16 protein-coding genes and 1 tRNA gene are annotated in these 16,987 nt (G+C 63.4%); 9 read left to right on the top strand and 8 right to left on the bottom strand.

Annotated elements, in window-relative coordinates; genetic code table 11:
* Nucleotides 1-83: 83 nt before the first annotated feature.
* The gene (locus ACM9ME_RS00295; protein ID WP_415641410.1) at nt 84-548 is read left to right on the top strand and encodes a CHAP domain-containing protein; all 465 of its coding nucleotides are present in this window, start codon (nt 84-86) and stop codon (nt 546-548) included.
* 55 nt (nt 549-603) lie between these two features.
* Entirely contained in the window at nt 604-744 is a 141-nt protein-coding gene (locus tag ACM9ME_RS00290; protein ID WP_415641409.1) for a hypothetical protein, read from the top strand.
* Here the strand turns inward: ACM9ME_RS00290 and ACM9ME_RS00285 are convergent.
* Complete coding sequence (locus tag ACM9ME_RS00285) at nt 741-1,010, bottom strand: DUF3297 family protein (RefSeq protein WP_415641408.1); 270 nt, start codon at nt 1,008-1,010, stop codon at nt 741-743. The two genes, ACM9ME_RS00290 and ACM9ME_RS00285, sit on opposite strands and share 4 nt — an antisense overlap.
* A 23-nt stretch (nt 1,011-1,033) precedes the next feature.
* Nucleotides 1,034-1,109: transfer RNA gene (locus tag ACM9ME_RS00280), tRNA-Ala, on the bottom strand.
* 158 nt (nt 1,110-1,267) lie between these two features.
* Between ACM9ME_RS00280 and ACM9ME_RS00275 the strand changes: the two genes are divergently transcribed.
* Nucleotides 1,268-2,128: a DUF2171 domain-containing protein gene (locus tag ACM9ME_RS00275; protein WP_415641407.1), complete on the top strand. Its 861-nt coding sequence runs from the start codon at nt 1,268-1,270 to the stop codon at nt 2,126-2,128.
* Nucleotides 2,129-2,218: 90 nt separating this feature from the next.
* Nucleotides 2,219-3,214 (top strand): NADP-dependent oxidoreductase, encoded by a 996-nt coding sequence (locus ACM9ME_RS00270; RefSeq protein ID WP_415641406.1) that lies wholly within the window; start codon nt 2,219-2,221, stop codon nt 3,212-3,214.
* A 273-nt stretch (nt 3,215-3,487) separates the two neighbouring features.
* Here ACM9ME_RS00270 and ACM9ME_RS00265 read toward each other — a convergent pair whose 3' ends face one another.
* From ACM9ME_RS00265 to ypfJ, 3 genes are all read right to left on the bottom strand, one after another.
* Nucleotides 3,488-4,171 carry a hypothetical protein gene (locus tag ACM9ME_RS00265; RefSeq protein WP_415641405.1) on the bottom strand — a complete coding sequence of 228 codons (684 nt, stop codon included), beginning with the start codon at nt 4,169-4,171 and terminating at the stop codon, nt 3,488-3,490.
* Between the two features lie 186 nt (nt 4,172-4,357).
* Complete coding sequence (locus ACM9ME_RS00260) at nt 4,358-5,128, bottom strand: hypothetical protein (RefSeq protein WP_415641404.1); 771 nt, start codon at nt 5,126-5,128, stop codon at nt 4,358-4,360.
* Between the two features lie 196 nt (nt 5,129-5,324).
* Nucleotides 5,325-6,224, bottom strand: a complete 900-nt coding sequence (ypfJ, locus tag ACM9ME_RS00255; RefSeq protein WP_415641403.1) for a KPN_02809 family neutral zinc metallopeptidase — start codon at nt 6,222-6,224, stop codon at nt 5,325-5,327.
* A gap of 138 nt (nt 6,225-6,362) precedes the next feature.
* Between ypfJ and ACM9ME_RS00250 the strand changes: the two genes are divergently transcribed.
* The 3 genes from ACM9ME_RS00250 to ACM9ME_RS00240 are packed head-to-tail and all read left to right on the top strand — an operon-like array spanning nt 6,363 to nt 10,338.
* Entirely contained in the window at nt 6,363-8,957 is a 2,595-nt protein-coding gene (locus ACM9ME_RS00250) for a M1 family metallopeptidase (protein ID WP_415641402.1), read from the top strand.
* A complete protein-coding gene (locus tag ACM9ME_RS00245) occupies nt 8,954-9,748 on the top strand; it encodes a 3-hydroxybutyrate dehydrogenase (protein WP_415641401.1) in 795 nt (264 codons plus the stop codon). The genes ACM9ME_RS00250 and ACM9ME_RS00245 overlap by 4 nt, the downstream gene beginning before the upstream one ends.
* The gene (locus tag ACM9ME_RS00240) at nt 9,745-10,338 is read left to right on the top strand and encodes a DUF4893 domain-containing protein (RefSeq protein ID WP_415641400.1); all 594 of its coding nucleotides are present in this window, start codon (nt 9,745-9,747) and stop codon (nt 10,336-10,338) included. Before ACM9ME_RS00245 ends, ACM9ME_RS00240 begins: the two co-directional genes overlap by 4 nt.
* On the opposite strand, the gene ACM9ME_RS00235 is transcribed toward ACM9ME_RS00240, so the two are convergent.
* The 3 genes from ACM9ME_RS00235 to ACM9ME_RS00225 form a co-directional block, all read right to left on the bottom strand.
* Nucleotides 10,293-10,682 carry a response regulator gene (locus ACM9ME_RS00235; protein WP_415641399.1) on the bottom strand — a complete coding sequence of 130 codons (390 nt, stop codon included), beginning with the start codon at nt 10,680-10,682 and terminating at the stop codon, nt 10,293-10,295. The genes ACM9ME_RS00240 and ACM9ME_RS00235 overlap by 46 nt on opposite strands.
* Before the next feature lie 6 nt (nt 10,683-10,688).
* The gene (locus ACM9ME_RS00230; protein ID WP_415641398.1) at nt 10,689-12,623 is read right to left on the bottom strand and encodes a PAS domain-containing sensor histidine kinase; all 1,935 of its coding nucleotides are present in this window, start codon (nt 12,621-12,623) and stop codon (nt 10,689-10,691) included.
* 253 nt (nt 12,624-12,876) lie between these two features.
* The gene (locus ACM9ME_RS00225) at nt 12,877-14,457 is read right to left on the bottom strand and encodes an isocitrate lyase (protein ID WP_415641397.1); all 1,581 of its coding nucleotides are present in this window, start codon (nt 14,455-14,457) and stop codon (nt 12,877-12,879) included.
* A gap of 170 nt (nt 14,458-14,627) precedes the next feature.
* Between ACM9ME_RS00225 and ACM9ME_RS00220 the strand changes: the two genes are divergently transcribed.
* Together ACM9ME_RS00220 and ACM9ME_RS00215 are read left to right on the top strand one after the other, a co-directional pair.
* Nucleotides 14,628-16,013, top strand: coding sequence for a helix-turn-helix domain-containing protein (locus ACM9ME_RS00220; RefSeq protein ID WP_415641396.1), 1,386 nt, complete (start codon nt 14,628-14,630; stop codon nt 16,011-16,013).
* Between the two features lie 199 nt (nt 16,014-16,212).
* Complete coding sequence (locus ACM9ME_RS00215; protein WP_415641395.1) at nt 16,213-16,860, top strand: PEPxxWA-CTERM sorting domain-containing protein; 648 nt, start codon at nt 16,213-16,215, stop codon at nt 16,858-16,860.
* The last annotated feature ends 127 nt before the right edge of the window (nt 16,861-16,987 follow it).

The following is a 16,987-nucleotide window of genomic DNA, read 5'->3' as shown; positions in this document are numbered from 1 at the left end:
CGCCGCCTCGCCGCAACACGCTTTAACCAACTGAATTGATTCGCCATCGACACTTGGACAGCGAGGGCGGGGACTTCCTCTAAATGACACGATTCGGCGCGATTCGCGCAACCATGGCGCTTGCCTTGACGATCCTGCCGGTGACCCCGGTGCACGCACAATTCTGGCAGTGCGTGACGTTTGCGCGTTCGATCTCGGCGATCGACCTGCGCGGCAATGCCAAGACCTGGTGGGCGCAGGCGGCCGGCCGGTATCTGCGCGATGCGCTGCCCACCGCCGGTTCGGTGATGACCTTCAAGCCTTCGGGAACGATGCCACAGGGCCATGTCGCGGTCGTCCGTGAAGTTGTTTCGGCGCGCGAAGTTCTGCTCGACCACGCCAATTGGTCGCGGCCCGGCCGGGTCGAGCGCGGTGTGCGCGCGGTCGATGTCTCGGCCAAGGGCGACTGGAGCGTCGTGCGAGTATTCTACGCTGGTGCCGGCGGACTCGGAACGCGCGTCAATGCGTTATACGGCTTCATCAAGACGGCGGCGCAAAGCGCCTCATAAGGAACGCGCTCAACCACGCGGCGTTGGGTCTTCGTAACCACTGCGGGCGCCGCTTATGACCGACGAACAGATCGATATCAGCAAAACCGATGCACGCGCCGGGTCGGCACCACGCGTTACGCGCTATGTGCTGGCAATCTCGATGGCGCTGGTCATCGTCGCCTTCGCCGTTATCGTCGTCTTCGAGCTTCGCTAGGCCTCGTCGGCTGCCTCGGCATCGTCGCCGCCCGACAGCAACTTCACTTCGACCGGTCCCGACAATTTGATCGTCAGCGGGCGGCCATGGCGATCGACCTTTTTACCGAGGCCGACGCGCACCCAATTCTCCGAGATCGAATATTCCTCGACGTCGAAGCGTTCCTTGCCCTTGAAGTGAATGCCGACGCCCTTTTGGAGCAATTCGGCATTGTGCCAGGGGCTGGCCGGATCGACCGAAAGGCGGTCGGGAATTGTGTCGCTCATATTCGGTCCTGAATTACCCGGGCTGGTGGAGCTGAGCGGGATCGAACCGCTGACCTCGTCATTGCGAACGACGCGCTCTCCCAACTGAGCTACAGCCCCTCGCCCGAACCGCGATACCGTGGCCGGCATCGCGAAGAGTGGCGCCATTAGCCATGCTTCGCCGCCGATGCAACGCGCTTCGCCGCATTTTTGCGGATGTATCGGAACGCCGATTTTGTCCGCTCGTTTTCACTCCATCAACCCCGAGGAGAGCAGCAATGGGTTACGATCGAGACGATGTTCGCGGCAGCTATGGTAACGAATATGGCCGCCGCGCGCCGAGCTATGACGACCGCAGTTATGCATATGGCGGGCAGCGCGATTACCCGCGGCAGGGCGGCGGGTATGACCGCGACCGCAATTTCATCGAACGCGCGGGCGACGAGGTTCGCAGCTGGTTCGGCGATGACGAGGCCGAGCAACGCCGCGAGCGCGATGCGCGTTATTCGGGCGTGGATCGCGGCAGTTACAGCAACGGCGGCTATGGCGACCGCAACCGCTATGACGCTTCGCGCGGTTACCGCGATGTGAACCGGTCGAACGGCGGCAATGACGGTCGTCCGGGCGGCTTCATGGACCGTGTGAGCAATTGGTTCGACGATGGCGACCGCGGCCGCAACGAAGAACATTCGGATTATCACAGCTGGCGTTCGCGCCAGGTGCAGGACCTCGACCGCGACTATCACGAATATCGTCAGGAGAACCGCCAGCGCTTCGAAAATGAATTCGGCGAGTTCCGCAACCGCCGCCAGACGCAGCGTGCCTCGCTGAGCCAGGTCAAGGAGCATTTCGAAGTGCTCGGCAGCGATGGCGAACATATCGGCAAGGTCGACAAGGTCCGTGGCGACCGTATCATCCTGGCGAAGAACGATCCGTCTGCGGGTGGCCATCACCACTCAATCCCGTCGAGCTGGTTGCAGAGTGTCGACGGGGAACGCGTGACGATCACCAAGACCGCCGACGAGGCCAAGCGCGCCTGGACCGATCTCGACGCGAACAGCGCGATGTTCGGCGATTCGAACACCGATCGGGATCGCGGCGCGCATGTGCTCAACCGGAGCTTTTCGGGCACCTATTGAGCCTGACGCTACGGCAACAAGGAAGGGTCCGGGCGCGTTTGCCCGGGCCTTTTTTTGTGCCTAAGCCACCCGCAAAAGAGGAGAGCGAACATGGCACGCGCATGGCATTTGAAGTCCCGTCCGACGGGCATGCCGACCCACGACAATTTCGAATTCAAGGACTTGGCCGACACCCCGCTGGGCGACGGACAGATCCGCGTACGCAACAGCTGGCTGTCGGTCGATCCGTACATGCGCGGGCGGATGAACGACGTGAAGTCGTACGTCCCGCCATTCCAGATCGGTGAGCCGTTGCAGGGCGGCGCGGTCGGCGAGGTCATCGAGAGCAAGGCCGATGGCTATACGGTCGGTGACAATGTGCTGCACATGATGGGCTGGCGCGACGAGTCCGTGGTCGACGCAGCGAACACAATGATGCCGCCGCAGAAACTGCCGGCGGGGACCGATCCGCAGCTGTTCCTGCACAATCTGGGGCTGACCGGGGCGACGGCCTATTTCGGGCTGCTCAAGACCGCCGCGGCCAAGGAAGGCGATGTCGTGTTCGTGTCCGCAGCGGCGGGCGCGGTCGGATCGGCCGTGGTGCAGATCGCCAAGGCCAAGGGCATGACGGTGATCGGGTCCGCCGGCGGGCCGGACAAATGCGCCTGGGTCAAGGAACTCGGCGCCGACGACTGCATCGATTACAAGGCGGGCAGCGTGCTCAAGCAGCTATTGGCCGCCGCACCGAAGGGCATCGACGTGTATTTCGACAATGTCGGCGGCGAGCATCTCGACGCGGCGTATGCCACCGCGCGCAACAATGCGCGGTTCGCGATCTGTGGCATGATCGACGCGTATAACGACGGTAAACCTTTGGAACTGCTTTATTTCATGCGGACGATTTCGGCGCGCATCCGCACCGAGGGCTTCATCTACACCGACTATATCGCGCATATCGGCGAGTTCATGGCCGACGCGGGCGGGATGATCGCCAGCGGCAAGCTGAAGGCGCGGGTGACGGTGAAGGACGGCGTCGAGAATACGCTCGACGCGTTCCTCGGGCTGTTTTCGGGGGCGAATACGGGGAAGATGCTCGTGCGCGTGTAGCGGCGAGGCTTAGCGTAAGCGTCGCGAAGCAAGCGCGCGCTAAGCCCGACACGTGGAACGCCGGCCGGCGGCGGCAAGCCGTCCGACGACGTGGCTTTGCCACGGCGTGCTCTCCGACGTGGCGCCCTCCCCCGTCGGCGCCCCAGCGCCGTGGCCGGATGATGACCTGCCCCGCAGGTCATCAATCCTGTCCGGGGGACAGGATGAACCGGCCATCCCCTCCCAAGGGGAGGGGATTAGAGTCGTTGCGCAGCCGAATTGATTCATGCCGATTCATGCTCCGTCCGGTTCGAGATCTTCGTCGTCCTCGTCTTCCGGATCAGCCTGGTTCCGGAGCGGTTCGGCCGGATTGCTCTTGCGGGTTTCTTCGGCTTCGCGCGCGAGGGCGCGGATCAGGGGTTCGATCGGCGCGCCGGTGGCGACATGGGCGAGGTAGGCGTCGTAATCCATGGCGATGAGCCCGGCGACATAGGATCCCGGCACGGTGCGATCTTCGGCCAGCCGGTCGAGCCGCCGGAGCATCGCCATGGCCAGCCGGTTGTCGTGCAGGCGGCGAGTCACCGTTTGCGTCCGCTCTCCATCCGGGGTTTCGACCACCGTTTCGGTCGTGACGATCTGCCCTTCGATGCAGCGGTGATAAATTTCTTCGTCGAGCCGGTCACGCGCCAGCATCCGCCCCGCGCGCCAGCCGAGATCGAAGCTGGCCCCCGCGAGGCGGCGGCGAAAGGAGTAAGCGGTGCGTTCGACGACGCCGACTTCGGCGGCAGCTTCCTTGACCGTCGCGCCCTCCGCAATCTTCGCAAGGAACGCCGCCTGACGCCCGCGCGTCCACGTCTTGGTCGTGGCGAGCATATTCGCGTCTTCCATGATCTTGAGCGCTCGGTCGAAATGGACTTGCGGGTCCTGCGGCGCGGCGGGCGGTTTGGGCGCGGCGCCGTGGTTCGAGTCGATGGTCATTCAAATCCCCTGTCACCAGGGCTCGCGCATCCCGCCGGTGCAGCGATCAATCACGAGCCGGCACACCAGGTCTGCCTCGATTCCCTATTTTGGAAGGAAAAAGTGAGGGGGGATGTCCGATAATGGGTGGGAAGCGGAAAGGCGGCTGTTGGAGTATTGCCCAGTATTTTGTGACCTTGGCAGCGGTCAGCTCGCCCTTGCCGGCAGCAGCGGGGAACAGAAATGCGGATCGGGTGGCGCAATGTAACGTTCTCCGAAGTCAGGTCGTATTCCGAGCGCCGATGCCAAATTTGACACTTCGCGAGAGTTCGACGTCACGATCTTGTTGATCGTCTTCGCACGATAGATCAGTTCGCTTAACCGCATCAGATTGTCGCTGCTGAATGCGCTAGCGCCGTTAAATTGTGAGAGGCTTTTCCATACATCACGCTCCTCGACGATCTGCCGATCGTTGTTCGCCAACTCATCGTATAACGATGAATAGGCCAGCCGTTTTTCGATTGGGATGTGGGACATCAGTTCGCCAGCTCGCGTGTCCCAGACGCTCGTTCGCAGCGTGATATTTGCTGGCCGCCCGATGTCTTCGAGCAAAGGGACTGGCGTCCCGGCACGAGCGGATGTGAGCAAACTTTCTAGTTCGGCAATGCGACGAGAGACGCAGGGTGCTTGCTTCACACGGAACTCAAACGCCGCCAGATCGGAGGCGAGTTCTTTGTCAGCGGCATCGCGAAATTCGTAAACCTCCGTGCGCCAATGCAGCGAATTGACAAGTTGCTCGCCGGCAAGAGCGATTAGAACGCCAATGACGACAACGCCGATTTCAGAGATAAATTCCCGCCAATTATGGGTTGGCTTGGGTTTGTGAATATCCACCTCATGCTCCTCCAGAACGGGCGTAGGAGCCGCTTCAGCGACTGCCGCCAATTCGGGCGACGGTTCAGATGATTCCCCCATCACACCCAATTGCTACACGGGCTTTCGGCACTTGCAACGCTTTTGGCCGTCAATGTCCTCCCTGAGCGAGGCGATAGCGCGAACGAACGGCAGCAATTGGGGCGGTTGCCAAAAGGCAGCTTTTGGATGCGCCCTAGCTTGGCGCGAATGTCCGATATTTGGGCGTTAGCCGCCCCTCCGCTTTTGGTCGGCGCGCGCCCTAAGCCGGCGCGCCCGCGGCGAACGTATCGCACTGGTCCGGACGGCCCGACTCCAGCCCGCGCTTGAGCCAATATTGGCGTTGGGCGCTGGTGCCGTGCGTGAAGCTTTCGGGGACGACGACGCCCTGCCCGGCTTTTTGCAGCGTGTCGTCGCCGATCGCTTGCGCGGCACGGAGCCCTTCTTCGACGTCGCCGGGTTCGAGTACGGCCGAGCCGTCCTTGTTCTTGGCGTTCGCGGCCCAGACGCCGGCATAGCAATCGGCCTGCAGCTCCAGCTTCACCGACAGCGCATTGCCCTCGACCTTCGATGCGCCCTGCATCTGCGACTGGACCCGGTCCGATGTGCCGAGCAGATTCTGGATGTGGTGGCCGACTTCGTGCGCGATGACATAGCCTTGGGCGAAGTCGCCGCTGGCGCCGAAGCGGTCCTTCAGTTCCTTGAAGAAGTCGGTGTCGAGATAGACCTTGGAATCGGTCGGGCAGTAAAACGGACCCATTGCCGATTGCGCCGCGCCGCAGCCGGACTGGCCGTTTTGCGAGTAGAAGCTGAGTTCGGGCGGTTTGTAATTGTCGATCAGTTTGGGCCAGGTGCGATTGAGGCTGGCGAGGACATTGCAGCTGAGCAGCGTATCCGCGTCCTTGCGGCACACGGTGTTCGCGTCGGTCGAAACCGGCGCGCTTTGTTGCCCGCCGCTGCCGGTGCCGCCGCCAAGCAAGCTCAGCGGATTGATGCCGAACAGCAATGCCACGACCAGCAGGATGGCGATGCCGCCGCAACCGAGCCCACCGCGCCCGAGGCCGATGCCGCCACCACCCAGAGGAAAGCCGAAACCGCCGCCACCCGAGCCGCGACCCTGATCCTCGACATTCACGTCATTGCCGAAATCGTCCAGCCGCATCGCGCAATCCCCAGTTCATTCACACGTTCGTTACGCAGGCTAAATGCTTGGGACGGCGGAGCGTTGCAACGGCTTGCGACGGCCGCGTGACTCGCCTAAGCCAAGTGTATCACTCGCCTAATACAGAGGATTTGCCGGATGAAGATTGCCGCCGCACTCGCGCTGACCACTGCTCTTGCCGCCCCCGCATTCGCCGAAAACGGCCGGTTGCCCGGCGGAATCGTGCCGCTTGCTTACGCGATTCGGGTCGATCCGAATGCGACGGCCCTGACATTCCAGGGTGCGGCGACGGCGACGGTTCAGGTGACGCGGGCGACGCGGACGATCACGCTCAATGCGGTCGATCTCGACATTCGTTCGGCCAAGCTCGACGGGACGATCCCCGCCAAGATTGCCGTCGATGCGGCGGGGCAGACCGCGACGCTGACCTTCGCCAAGATGGTCGGCGCGGGACGTCACACGCTGGCGTTCGATTATGGCGGCAAAATCTATCAGGCCGCGACCGGCATGTTCGCCATCGATTATGCCAATGCCGGCAAGCAGGAGCGCATGCTGGTCACCCAGTTCGAGGCAGCCGATGCGCGCCGCCTGGCGCCGATGTGGGACGAGCCGGGATTCAAGACGCCGTTCACGCTGTCGGTGACCGCACCTGCGGGGCAAACCGCCTTCTCCAATATGCCCGTCGCGGCGAAGACGCCTTATGCAGGCGGCAAGACGCTGTACCGGTTCCAGCCGACGCCCAAAATGTCGAGCTATCTGATGTTCCTCGGCGTCGGCAATATCGACCGCAAGACGGTGATGGCCGGCAAGACCGAAATCGGCGTGATCACGCGCAAGGGCGTGGTTGATCAGGGCGATTACGCGCTGGCATCGGCCAAGCGCATCCTGACCGCCTATAACGACTATTTCGGGACGCCTTATCCGCTGCCCAAGCTCGACATGATCGCCGGGCCGGGTTCGTCGCAATTCTTTGGCGCGATGGAGAATTGGGGCGCGATCTTCTATTTCGAGCCGGTCCTGCTGATGGATCCCAAATTCCAGTCGGAAAGCCAGAAACAGGGCGTGTTCGGCGTGGTGGCGCATGAAATGGCGCACCAATGGTTCGGCGACCTCGTCACCATGAGCTGGTGGGACGATCTGTGGCTCAACGAAGGCTATGCCAGCTGGATGGCGTCGAAGATTTCGAACGACCTCAACCCCGATTGGGCGGCGCTGAGCCAGACGCTGGCCTTCGATCGCCAGGGCGCGATGAGCCGAGACGCGCGCCTCGGCACCCATCCCATCGTCCAGCATGTCGAAACGCCCGACCAGATCAACCAGGCGTTCGACGACATCACCTATCGCAAGGGCGAGGCGGTGATCCGCATGCTCGAAGGCGCGGTGGGTCCGGACGTGTTCCGCGGCGGCGTGCGGCGCTACATGGCCGAGCATAAATACGGCAATGCGGTGACCGATCAGTTGTGGTCGTCGATCTCGGCGTCCGCGGGCAGCGACGTGTCGACGTACATGCACAGCTTCACGCTGCAGGCGGGTGTGCCAATGATCGTGGTGTCGGAGCCGGTGTGCGGCGGTGGCGGACAAACCGCGATCAACTTGACCCAGTCGCGCTTCGGGCTCGATGCGTCGGGCAAGAAACCCCAGACCTGGGTCGTTCCGGTCAATGTCGGGCTGGTCGGATCGACAGCAATGACCAAGCTTCAGGTGTCCGGCGGCAAGCCTGCGACCGCGACGATCGAGGGCTGCGGCACGCCGATCGTCAATGCCGGGCAGAGCGCGTATTTCCGTACGCTTTATACCGACGCGCATTTCGAAAAGCTGCGCGCGGCCTATCGTGAGTTGAAGCTCGACGATCAGTTGGGGCTGCTGGCGGACAGCTATGGCCTCGGCAATTCGGCCGACGCGCCGATCGAACGCTATCTCGGTTTGCTCGACACGCTAACGCCCGACGCGGACCCGTTGGTGTGGGAATTGGCATTGGGCCAGCTCAACGGCATGGACACCATGCTGCGCGGCGCGCCCGAGCAGACGGCATTCGAAGCGAAGGCCAATCGCATCCTGACGCCGGTCCTGGCGCGGATCGGCACGACGGCGCGCGCCGGCGAGAGCCCCTCGACGACGCAGCTACGCGAAGCACTGGCACCGTCGCTAGCCAATTTCGGCAATCAGACGGCGGTCGCCGATGCGCGGCGGTTGGCGCGCTTGAACTTCGACCGGCCCGATGCGGTTCCGGCGGCACAGCGCCTGCCGGCACTTCGGGCCTTTGCCTATAATGCTACGCCCGAAGACTGGGATTATCTCCACGCCAAGGCGCTGGCGGAGCCGACACCGGTCGCCAAGCAGCGTTATTACAATCTGCTCGGCGCGGCCAAGGACGACGCGCTGGCGCAGCGGGCGCTCGATCTCGCCATGACCAGCGAAGTGCCGCTCGCGCTGAAAGGATCGGTGTTCCAGGCTGTCGCGCAAAACCATCCGGCAATGGCGTTCGATTACGCCGTCGCGCATAAGGAGCAGATCAGTGCCGCACTTGAGGCGAGCACGGCGTCGCGATTTGTCGTCGGACTTCCAGCGTCGTCAGGCGACCCTGCCGTCGCCGAACGCGTCGATGCCTATGCCAAGGCGAATCTGCCCGAAGGCAGCCGCCAATCGGCGGTCGCGACGATCGCGGTGATCAATTACCGCGCGGCGCTGCGTCAGCGTCAGGCGGCAGCGATCGGAGCCTGGGCGGCGCGATGAGCGATCGGTTCCTGACCGGTAAAACCGCGCTGATCACGGGCTCCACGTCCGGGATCGGCGCGGCTTATGCCACCGCGCTGGCGGGCGCGGGGGCGAATGTCGTGATCAACGGGTTCGGCGATGCGGCGGCGATCGCGGCGCAGTGCGCCGCGCTGGCCGACGCGTCGGGCGCAGGGGCGACCTATAGCGATGCCGATCTGACCGATGTGGCGGCGACCGAGCGCATGGTTGCCGCGGCGGCGGATGCGTTCGGCGGGATCGATATCCTGATCAACAATGCCGGGACCCAGCATGTTGCGCCGGTCGATGAATTTCCCGTCGCAAAATGGGATTTGATCCTCGCGCTCAACCTGTCGAGCGTGTTTCACACTACACGGCTGGCGCTGCCCTATATGAAGAGCAAAGGCTGGGGCCGGTTGATCGCCACGGCGTCGGCGCATTCGAAAGCAGCCAGCCCATATAAATCGGCCTATGTCGCCGCTAAACATGGTTTGGCGGGGTTTCAAAAGTCGGTGGCGCTCGAAGTTGCGCAGCGGGGCATAACCGCTAACGTGATTTCGCCCGGCTACGTCTGGACGGCCTTGGTCGAGGGGCAGATCCCCGACACGATGAAGGCACGCGGGCTGACGCGGGATCAGGTGATCAACGACGTGCTGTTGGAAAAACAGCCGACCAAGCAATTCGTCACGCCCGAACAGGTCGCGGCGCTCGGCCTGTTCCTGTGCCGTGACGAAGCGGCCGGAATCACCGGCGCGAACCTGTCGGTCGATGGCGGGTGGACCGCACAATGAAGCGCGCGCTTCTCCCGTTGCTGTTGGTCGCTGGATGCAGCGGCACGCCGCACCCCGCCCCTGCGGCTCCGGGTTGGGCGAACGCGATCACGCGCGACGATGCGCGGCGGGCGCATGACTGGCGGATGGCCTTCGTAAAGGGTCTGGAGCAGGCGCGAACCGCCGGTCACGGCGCGGAGATCGACGCCGAGGGCGCATTGCTCCGACCCGATGCCGCGCTTGACGGCCCGACACTGCCCGAGGGCCGCTATAAATGCCGCGTAATCAAGATGGGGGCGAGGAACAGCGGCCTGTTGCCCTATATCGCCTATCCCGCGTTCGATTGCGCGGTGACGGGCAACCGCCTGAGCAAATTGAACGGATCGCAGCGGCAGGCCGGGACGCTCTACCCGGATGGCGTGCGGCGAATGATCTTCCTCGGCACCTTGGCTCTGGGCGACGAGACGATGCAGCGGCCCTACGGGGTCGATGCGCAGCGCGATATCGTCGGGACGGTCGAGCGGATCGGGCCCAGCCGCTGGCGGCTGGTGATGCCGTATCCGCGTTACGAGTCGGTGGTCGACGTGCTGGAGTTGCTGCCAGCTGCATGAACCAGCGCGGCATGCAGGTCCGCCAGCAAATAAGGCTTGGCGCAGACCGGGCGGATGTCATGACGATCGGGCACGCCGTCGGACCCATAGCCGGTGGTGAAGATGAACGGTTTGCCGCGTTCGGAAAGAAGGTCGGCAATCGGACCCGAATTCTCGCCGTCGAGATTCACGTCGAGCATCGCCACATCGAAATCGTCACTCTGCGCCGCCGCCAGCCCTTCGGCCAAAGTCGACGCGATACCGGCCAGTGTGCAACCGGCCATATCGAGCATGTCTTCGGCAAGCATCGCGATCATCGCCTCGTCTTCGACGACCAGCACACGCAGTCCCTTGATTTCGGCCATGAAAGACTAACGACCCCCGTCGGGCAGCGGCGCGTCGATCGTGCAGCTTAAACCCGACTCTTCGAATTGCATCGTTACGCTACCGGACAGGTCGCTGGCAAGCGCGCGCTCGATCATGCGAAGACCGAAGCCATTGTGATCAGGCACTTTAACCGGCGGTCCGCCTGTCTCGTCCCAACACAGGCGAAAGCGACCGTGCTTTGCCGTCCAGGCCAAGGCGACCCGGCCGGAATCGTTCGACAGCGCACCGTATTTCGTCGCGTTGGTCGCCAGTTCGTGCAGCGCCATGGTGATGGCGATCGCCTGTTTGGGCTGAAGCGCCAGACCCGGACCGCCTTCGATGACGACGCGTCCGGCAGGGAACGCTTGTACCGCGCCGCGGGCAACCTCCGCCATCGACACGCCTTCCCAATGTTCCTGCGTCAACAGGTCGTGCGCGCCGGCCAGCGCGCGCAGGCGGGCGGCGAAGACTGTCGATTCTTCGCGACCGCGAAAGCTCTGATGCGCCAGCGCCTGGACCAGCGACAGCGTGTTCTTCACGCGGTGATTGAGTTCGTGGATCAGCAGCTCTCGACGTTCCTCGAACGCGCGCTGCTCGGTCACATCGCGCGATATCGACAACAGCCCCATCGGAAAGCCGTCGCGATCGACCACCAGCGTCGAATCGTTCTCCCAGCGCACCTGCCTGCCATCGGGACGGATCACCCCGACTTCGTGGCGGGTGTGCCCGCCCTGTTCGATCTTCTGGCGAAGCATCGCCGTGGTTTGGGCGTGATCCGTGGCGTTGACGAAATCGGCGATGTTGCGGCCAATAATCTCTTCGCGCGGGATGCCCAAAGCGCGCGCGCCCGCTGCGTTGGCGTCGGTAATCACCTGATCGAGATCGGCGGTGAAGATGATGTCGTTGGCCTGTTCGAAAATCAGGCGGTAGCGTTCCTCGCTGTCGCGCAGGCGGTTTTCGGCCCGCGCGCGGACCAGCGCGTGATGCAGCCGTTGGGTGGCGGTTTCGGCGAAGTCGACATCATGCGGCCGCCACGCGCGCGATTTTGCGGAGTGAATGAAAACCTCTGCCGCGTAGCGCCCGCGTTCGATGACCGGCACCAGCACCCCGGCGCCGATGCCGCCTTGTTCGATGAGCGCCATCACGTCGGGACCGGAGGTGCGTGGATCGAGGCGCGGATCGTCGATCACGACGGTACGGCCGGCAGCAAGATCTTCGGTAATCCCGAACTGTCCCACCGCATGGCGGCCGCCGACGGCTGGCAGGTCGCCCCGCGCCCAGCAATGAAGCACGTCGAGCGCCTTGCCGCTGGCATCGATCTCGCCATAACCGGCGCGGTCGGCGTCGAGCGTCTCGCCGATCGTGCGCAACGCGGTGGCGAGGATCGTGTCGGCGTCGTCGGCGGCGATCAACGCATTGTCGAGGGCGATGATGCCGCGGTGATTGCGCGCCTGAAACTCACGTTCGCTGACATCGGAAGCCTGGTTCAGAACCCCGGCGACGTTGCCTTGCGCGTCTGTCAGCGGACTGAACGTGTAGTCCCAAAAAGTCTCCTCGTCATAGCCGTGACGCGTCATGATCAGGCGCTGATTTTCAATCGACATCCCGCGGCGGGTCTTCACGACTTGCGCGAACTGCGGGCCGATCACCGGCCATAATTCGCCCCAGATCTCGCGCCCGGGCCGGCCAAAGGCATCGGGATGCCTGGGACCCAGCACCGGCACATAGGCGTCGTTGTAAAACAGATTGAGTTCGGGGCCGAGCCACATCGCCGCCGGAAACGCCGCATCGATCAGCAGCGTGAACGCGCCGCGCAGTTGCGGCGGCCATTTGTCAGGCGTGCCAAAGGGATGCGATGCCCAATCGAATGCGTCGAACATCCGTGCCATCACGCTGTCGCGGTGCGCGGACAGGGTCAGATGATCGGGACGCTCGCTCACGCGCTCGCTGTAAAGCGAGGCGCGGGCATGTAAACGCCCGCCCGGCTTGAACACCGGACGGGCGTGCTTCCTCCCCAGGAATTTCTTGAAAGGGTCAGGTCATGGGCAAAGCCCATGACGTCGGACGGGAGCTTCGGGTACGGGATGCCCCGCATCCCGCAGGCCATGCTGGGAGCATGGCCGATCCCGAAGCTCCCGCCGGCCGGTAGGGTCGCGAGGTCGGATCAGCTCACGCTAATCCGTACCCGCGCCCCTACGCGAACTGCCCCATGGTATTATGGACACCACCAGCCTTGAGCGCCGCCTCGCCAGCAAACGCTTCCTTGTGATCGTCGCCGATGTCGGAACCCGACATGTTCTGGTGACGGACGCAGGCGATGCCCTGGCGAATTTCCTTGCGCTGGACGCCCGCGACATAGCCGAGCATGCCCATTTCGCCGAAATAATCCTTGGCGAGATTGTCCGTGCTCAGCGCCGCGGTGTGATAGGTCGGCAGCGTAATCAGGTGATGGAAGATGCCGGCGCGCTTGGCCGCATCGGCCTGGAACGTGCGGATGCGCTTGTCGGCGGCGATGCCCAGCTCGGTGTCGTCATATTTCACATCCATCAGCCCGGCGCGGTCGTAAGCCGAGGCGTCGAGCCCCTCGGCAGCCATTGCGTCGAACACCTGCTGGCGGAAATTGAGCGTCCAGTTGAAGCTGGGGCTGTTGTTATAGGCGAGCTTGGCGGTCGGGTGCACCGCGCGGACGCGGTCCATCATCCCGGCAATTTGTTCGATGTGCGGCTTTTCGGTTTCGATCCAGATGAGGTCGGCACCCGCATCGATCGCGGCGATGCTGTCGAGGACGCAGCGATCCTCGCCGGTCCCCGCGCGGAACTGATACAGGTTCGACGGCAGGCGCTTGGGCTTCATCAGGCGACCGGCGCGGCTGATCAGCACGTCGGAATGGCCCAGCGTCGCAGGATCGACCTCCTCGCAATCGAGAAACGCGTTATACTGGTCGGCGAGGTCGCCCGGCTCTTTCGAAAAGGCGATCTGCTTGGTCAGCCCGGCACCCAGCGAGTCGGTGCGCGCGACGATGACGCCGTCGGGGACGCCGAGTTCGAGGAAAGCGTAGCGCAGCGCGCGGATTTTCTGGTGGAAGTCTTCATGCGGCACGGTGACCTTGCCGTCCTGGTGGCCGCACTGCTTTTCGTCGCTGACCTGGTTCTCGATCTGCAGCGCGCAGGCGCCTGCCTCGATCATCTTCTTGGCGAGGAGATAGGTCGCCTCGGCATTGCCGAAGCCAGCATCGATGTCGGCGATGATCGGCACGACGTGCGTTTCGTACGTGTCGATCTGATGTTGGATCGCGGCGCGTTCGGCACCTGTGGCACCGTCGAGCTGGCGGAACAGAATGTTGAGTTCGCGGGCATCGGCCTGGCGCAGGAAGGTGTAGATTTCCTCGATCAGCGCGGGGACCGACGTCTTTTCATGCATCGACTGGTCGGGCAGCGGGCCGAAATCCGAGCGCAGCGCGGCGATCATCCAACCCGAAAGATAAATGTAGCGACGCTTGGTGGTGCCGAAATGCTTTTTGATCGAGATCATCTTCTGCTGCGCGATGAAGCCGTGCCAGCAACCGAGCGACTGGGTGTAATTACCATGGTCGGCGTCATAGGCGGCCATGTCTTCACGCATGATCGCGGCGGTGTAGCGCGCGATGTCGATCCCAGTCTGAAAGCGGTTTTGGAGCGCAAAGCGCGCCGCCGCGTCGCCGTCGATCGATGCCCAAGGCGCACCCTGATCGCGGATCAGATCGCCGAACTGGCGCGATTGGGCGGCGTAGGTCATGGTTAATCCTTTACAACTTCGGCTGATCAATTGCCCGTAAGGTGGCAAAGGTGACGCTGCGTTTCACCAATAAAGCGCAAACTTTGATGTACTGCCGTCGGCCCTGTCAGGCCAATCTCTGTCGATTTGTAAAATCTTGACAACCAAAGTCGCGTGGGCCAGCGGACGTCATGGCCGATCGCGTCAATCAAAAGCTGTTCGCCGGGCATGCGGTGCGGCGGTTGCGAAGACGGCTGGGACTGTCGCAACTGGGTATGGCCGAGCAGCTGGCGATTTCGCCCAGCTATCTCAATCTGATCGAGCGCAACCAGCGCGCGCTGACCGGTGCGTTGCTGTTGCGGCTGACCCAGGAATTCGGCTTCGACACGCGCGAATTGGGGGCCGATCCGGCGGGCGGAGTCGAAGGGCTGAGGCGGCGCCTCGCCGATGCGCGCTTCGCCGATCTGGAAATCGACCGCGACGAGATGAGCGAATGGCTCGCCGCCGCGCCCCGTGGGGCGGAGGCCTTTGCCCGCGCGTTCGATGCGATTGGCGGCGGTGGCGGCGCGGCGCCCGAAAGCGACGCGGTGGCCGAAACGCGCGCGGTCATCGAACGCTGGAAAAACCATTTTGCCGGCTTGGACGAAGCCGCAGAAGCGCTGGCCGACGAATTGCGCCTGACCGGCGGCGATTTGTACGCGGCGCTCGCCGAGCGGCTGCGCGTCAAACACAGCCTGCATGTGCGGATCATGCCAGTCGAGGTCATGCCGGGGCTGCTGCGGCGGCTCGATATGCATGCGCGGCAATTGCAGCTCAGCGAATTGCTCGATTCCGCCAGCCGCACCTTCGCCGCCGCTTATCATCTGGCGCAAATCGAGGCGCGCGACGCGATCGAGGCGATCGTGCGCCCGGCGGACCTGTCCCGTCCCGCGGAGCGGATGTTCCGGCGTCACCTGCTCGGCTATTTCGCGGCGGCGGTGATGATGCCGTATGCGCGCTTCCTGCGCGCCTGTGAGGCGACGGGATATGACGTCGAACTGCTGCAACGCCGCTTCGGCGCAGGGTTCGAACAGATTGCACATCGGCTGACGACGCTTGGCCGGGTCGGCGCGCGCGGCCTGCCGTTTTTCCTGATCCGTATCGACCGCGCCGGGCAGATGTCGAAACGCTATGCCGGGCTAAGCGCGTCGCCGCTGGCGGGGAGCGAAGGGCTGTGCCCGTTGTGGCGCGCGGTGGCGGCGTTCGACCGGCCGGGACGGTTGATGCGCGATCTGGTCGAGCTCGAAGACGGCAGCCGCTGGTTCACCATCGCGCGGACCGTCCAGCCGTCCATCGCGCGCGAAGGCGGCATCCGTGCCGAATTCGCGGTGGTGATCGGCGTCGCGGCCACCCAGGCCAATGTCATGGCGGCGGCGCGCGGCATCGACGTGTCGGGCCAAGGCGCACCCATTGGGCTCGGCTGCGCCGATTGTTCGCGACCCGACTGTCCGCAGCGCAGCGGCCCGCCGCATGGTCGCGCACTGCAATTCAGCGAACGGGAGCGCGGCTTGAGCGCGTGGACATTCGAGCACGACTGACCATTCGAACAGCTCCGAAAACGGTGTTAACCATTTACTGTCCCGAAATGGGACGGATTGCCATCGTTTCGCTTGGATAACTATGGCGCATTTACGCCGTTTATCGATCCAGCGTAAAATATTGTTCTAACGCCATTTTGGGCGGGAACTTCGTCGTTTTGGTGTAGTTTAAGTGATCTCTAATAAGGGGTCGTAAACCATGAAAAAAGCCCATCTGCTCGCGGCCGTCGCCGCGGCAACGCTCGCCACGTCGGCGAACGCACTTACACTGGTCAGCGCCGCCGTTTTCGGCGTCGGCGGCCAAACGGTTTGGCGGACGCTCAATGCGCCCGGCACTAGCCCAAGCAATTATGCGCTGTTCGTGTCCAATCCGGGCCTGGGTGACTTTTTGAACCCGCATGACGAAGCGTTGAACTACAATGTTACCGCCGGCACGAATTATGCGTTTCTCGACGGTGACGGGTTCCCGGACAACAACACGCTCAATTCCGATCTGCAGTATCGCCTCGAGCTGAATTTCGACAACGGTGCGACGCTGACCGGAACCTACATCCCCGGAACGCCGAATTCGTTCATGGGCAGCACGCCGGTAACGATCGGCAACAGCACGCTGACGCTGAACGAATTCTCGTACACGCGCAGCCTCGCCAACACGGTCGGGCAGCATGATGCCACGCCGCAGACCGGCAATGGCAATGACTATGCGGGCAATTTTCGCTTCACCAATGTCGTGACGCCGGGCGCAGTCCCGGAGCCGGCGTCGTGGGCGTTGATGCTCGGCGGCTTCGGTCTGATGGGTGCCGGCGTCCGTCGTCGTCGTCCGCAGGTTACCGTCACCTACGCCTGAGCGTAGCCAAGATCAGGAAAAGGGCTGCCTGCGGGCGGCCCTTTTTTTGCGCCGACATAGTCCGTGGCGCGCGATGTCCCAAAAAGGGTCAATCGGCTTAATATCCAACGTCTTAGCGATGGAACCG

Origin of the sequence: Sphingomonas antarctica (assembly GCF_965137005.1) — a bacterium.
Lineage (GTDB): Bacteria > Pseudomonadota > Alphaproteobacteria > Sphingomonadales > Sphingomonadaceae > Sphingomonas_O > Sphingomonas_O antarctica.
This window is presented reverse-complemented; position numbering and strand designations above follow the sequence as displayed.

Coding starts and splice junctions, on each gene's coding strand:
- ACM9ME_RS00240 (WP_415641400.1), top strand. CDS start 9,745: ATGAAGCGCGCGCTTCTCCCGTTGCTGTTGGTCGCTGGATGCAGCGGC.
- ACM9ME_RS00265 (WP_415641405.1), bottom strand. CDS start 4,171: ATGACCATCGACTCGAACCACGGCGCCGCGCCCAAACCGCCCGCCGCG.
- ACM9ME_RS00245 (WP_415641401.1), top strand. CDS start 8,954: ATGAGCGATCGGTTCCTGACCGGTAAAACCGCGCTGATCACGGGCTCC.
- ACM9ME_RS00225 (WP_415641397.1), bottom strand. CDS start 14,457: ATGACCTACGCCGCCCAATCGCGCCAGTTCGGCGATCTGATCCGCGAT.
- ACM9ME_RS00250 (WP_415641402.1), top strand. CDS start 6,363: ATGAAGATTGCCGCCGCACTCGCGCTGACCACTGCTCTTGCCGCCCCC.
- ACM9ME_RS00220 (WP_415641396.1), top strand. CDS start 14,628: ATGGCCGATCGCGTCAATCAAAAGCTGTTCGCCGGGCATGCGGTGCGG.
- ACM9ME_RS00285 (WP_415641408.1), bottom strand. CDS start 1,010: ATGAGCGACACAATTCCCGACCGCCTTTCGGTCGATCCGGCCAGCCCC.
- ACM9ME_RS00295 (WP_415641410.1), top strand. CDS start 84: ATGACACGATTCGGCGCGATTCGCGCAACCATGGCGCTTGCCTTGACG.
- ACM9ME_RS00235 (WP_415641399.1), bottom strand. CDS start 10,682: ATGGCCGAAATCAAGGGACTGCGTGTGCTGGTCGTCGAAGACGAGGCG.
- ACM9ME_RS00215 (WP_415641395.1), top strand. CDS start 16,213: ATGAAAAAAGCCCATCTGCTCGCGGCCGTCGCCGCGGCAACGCTCGCC.
- ACM9ME_RS00290 (WP_415641409.1), top strand. CDS start 604: ATGACCGACGAACAGATCGATATCAGCAAAACCGATGCACGCGCCGGG.
- ypfJ (WP_415641403.1), bottom strand. CDS start 6,224: ATGCGGCTGGACGATTTCGGCAATGACGTGAATGTCGAGGATCAGGGT.
- ACM9ME_RS00270 (WP_415641406.1), top strand. CDS start 2,219: ATGGCACGCGCATGGCATTTGAAGTCCCGTCCGACGGGCATGCCGACC.
- ACM9ME_RS00275 (WP_415641407.1), top strand. CDS start 1,268: ATGGGTTACGATCGAGACGATGTTCGCGGCAGCTATGGTAACGAATAT.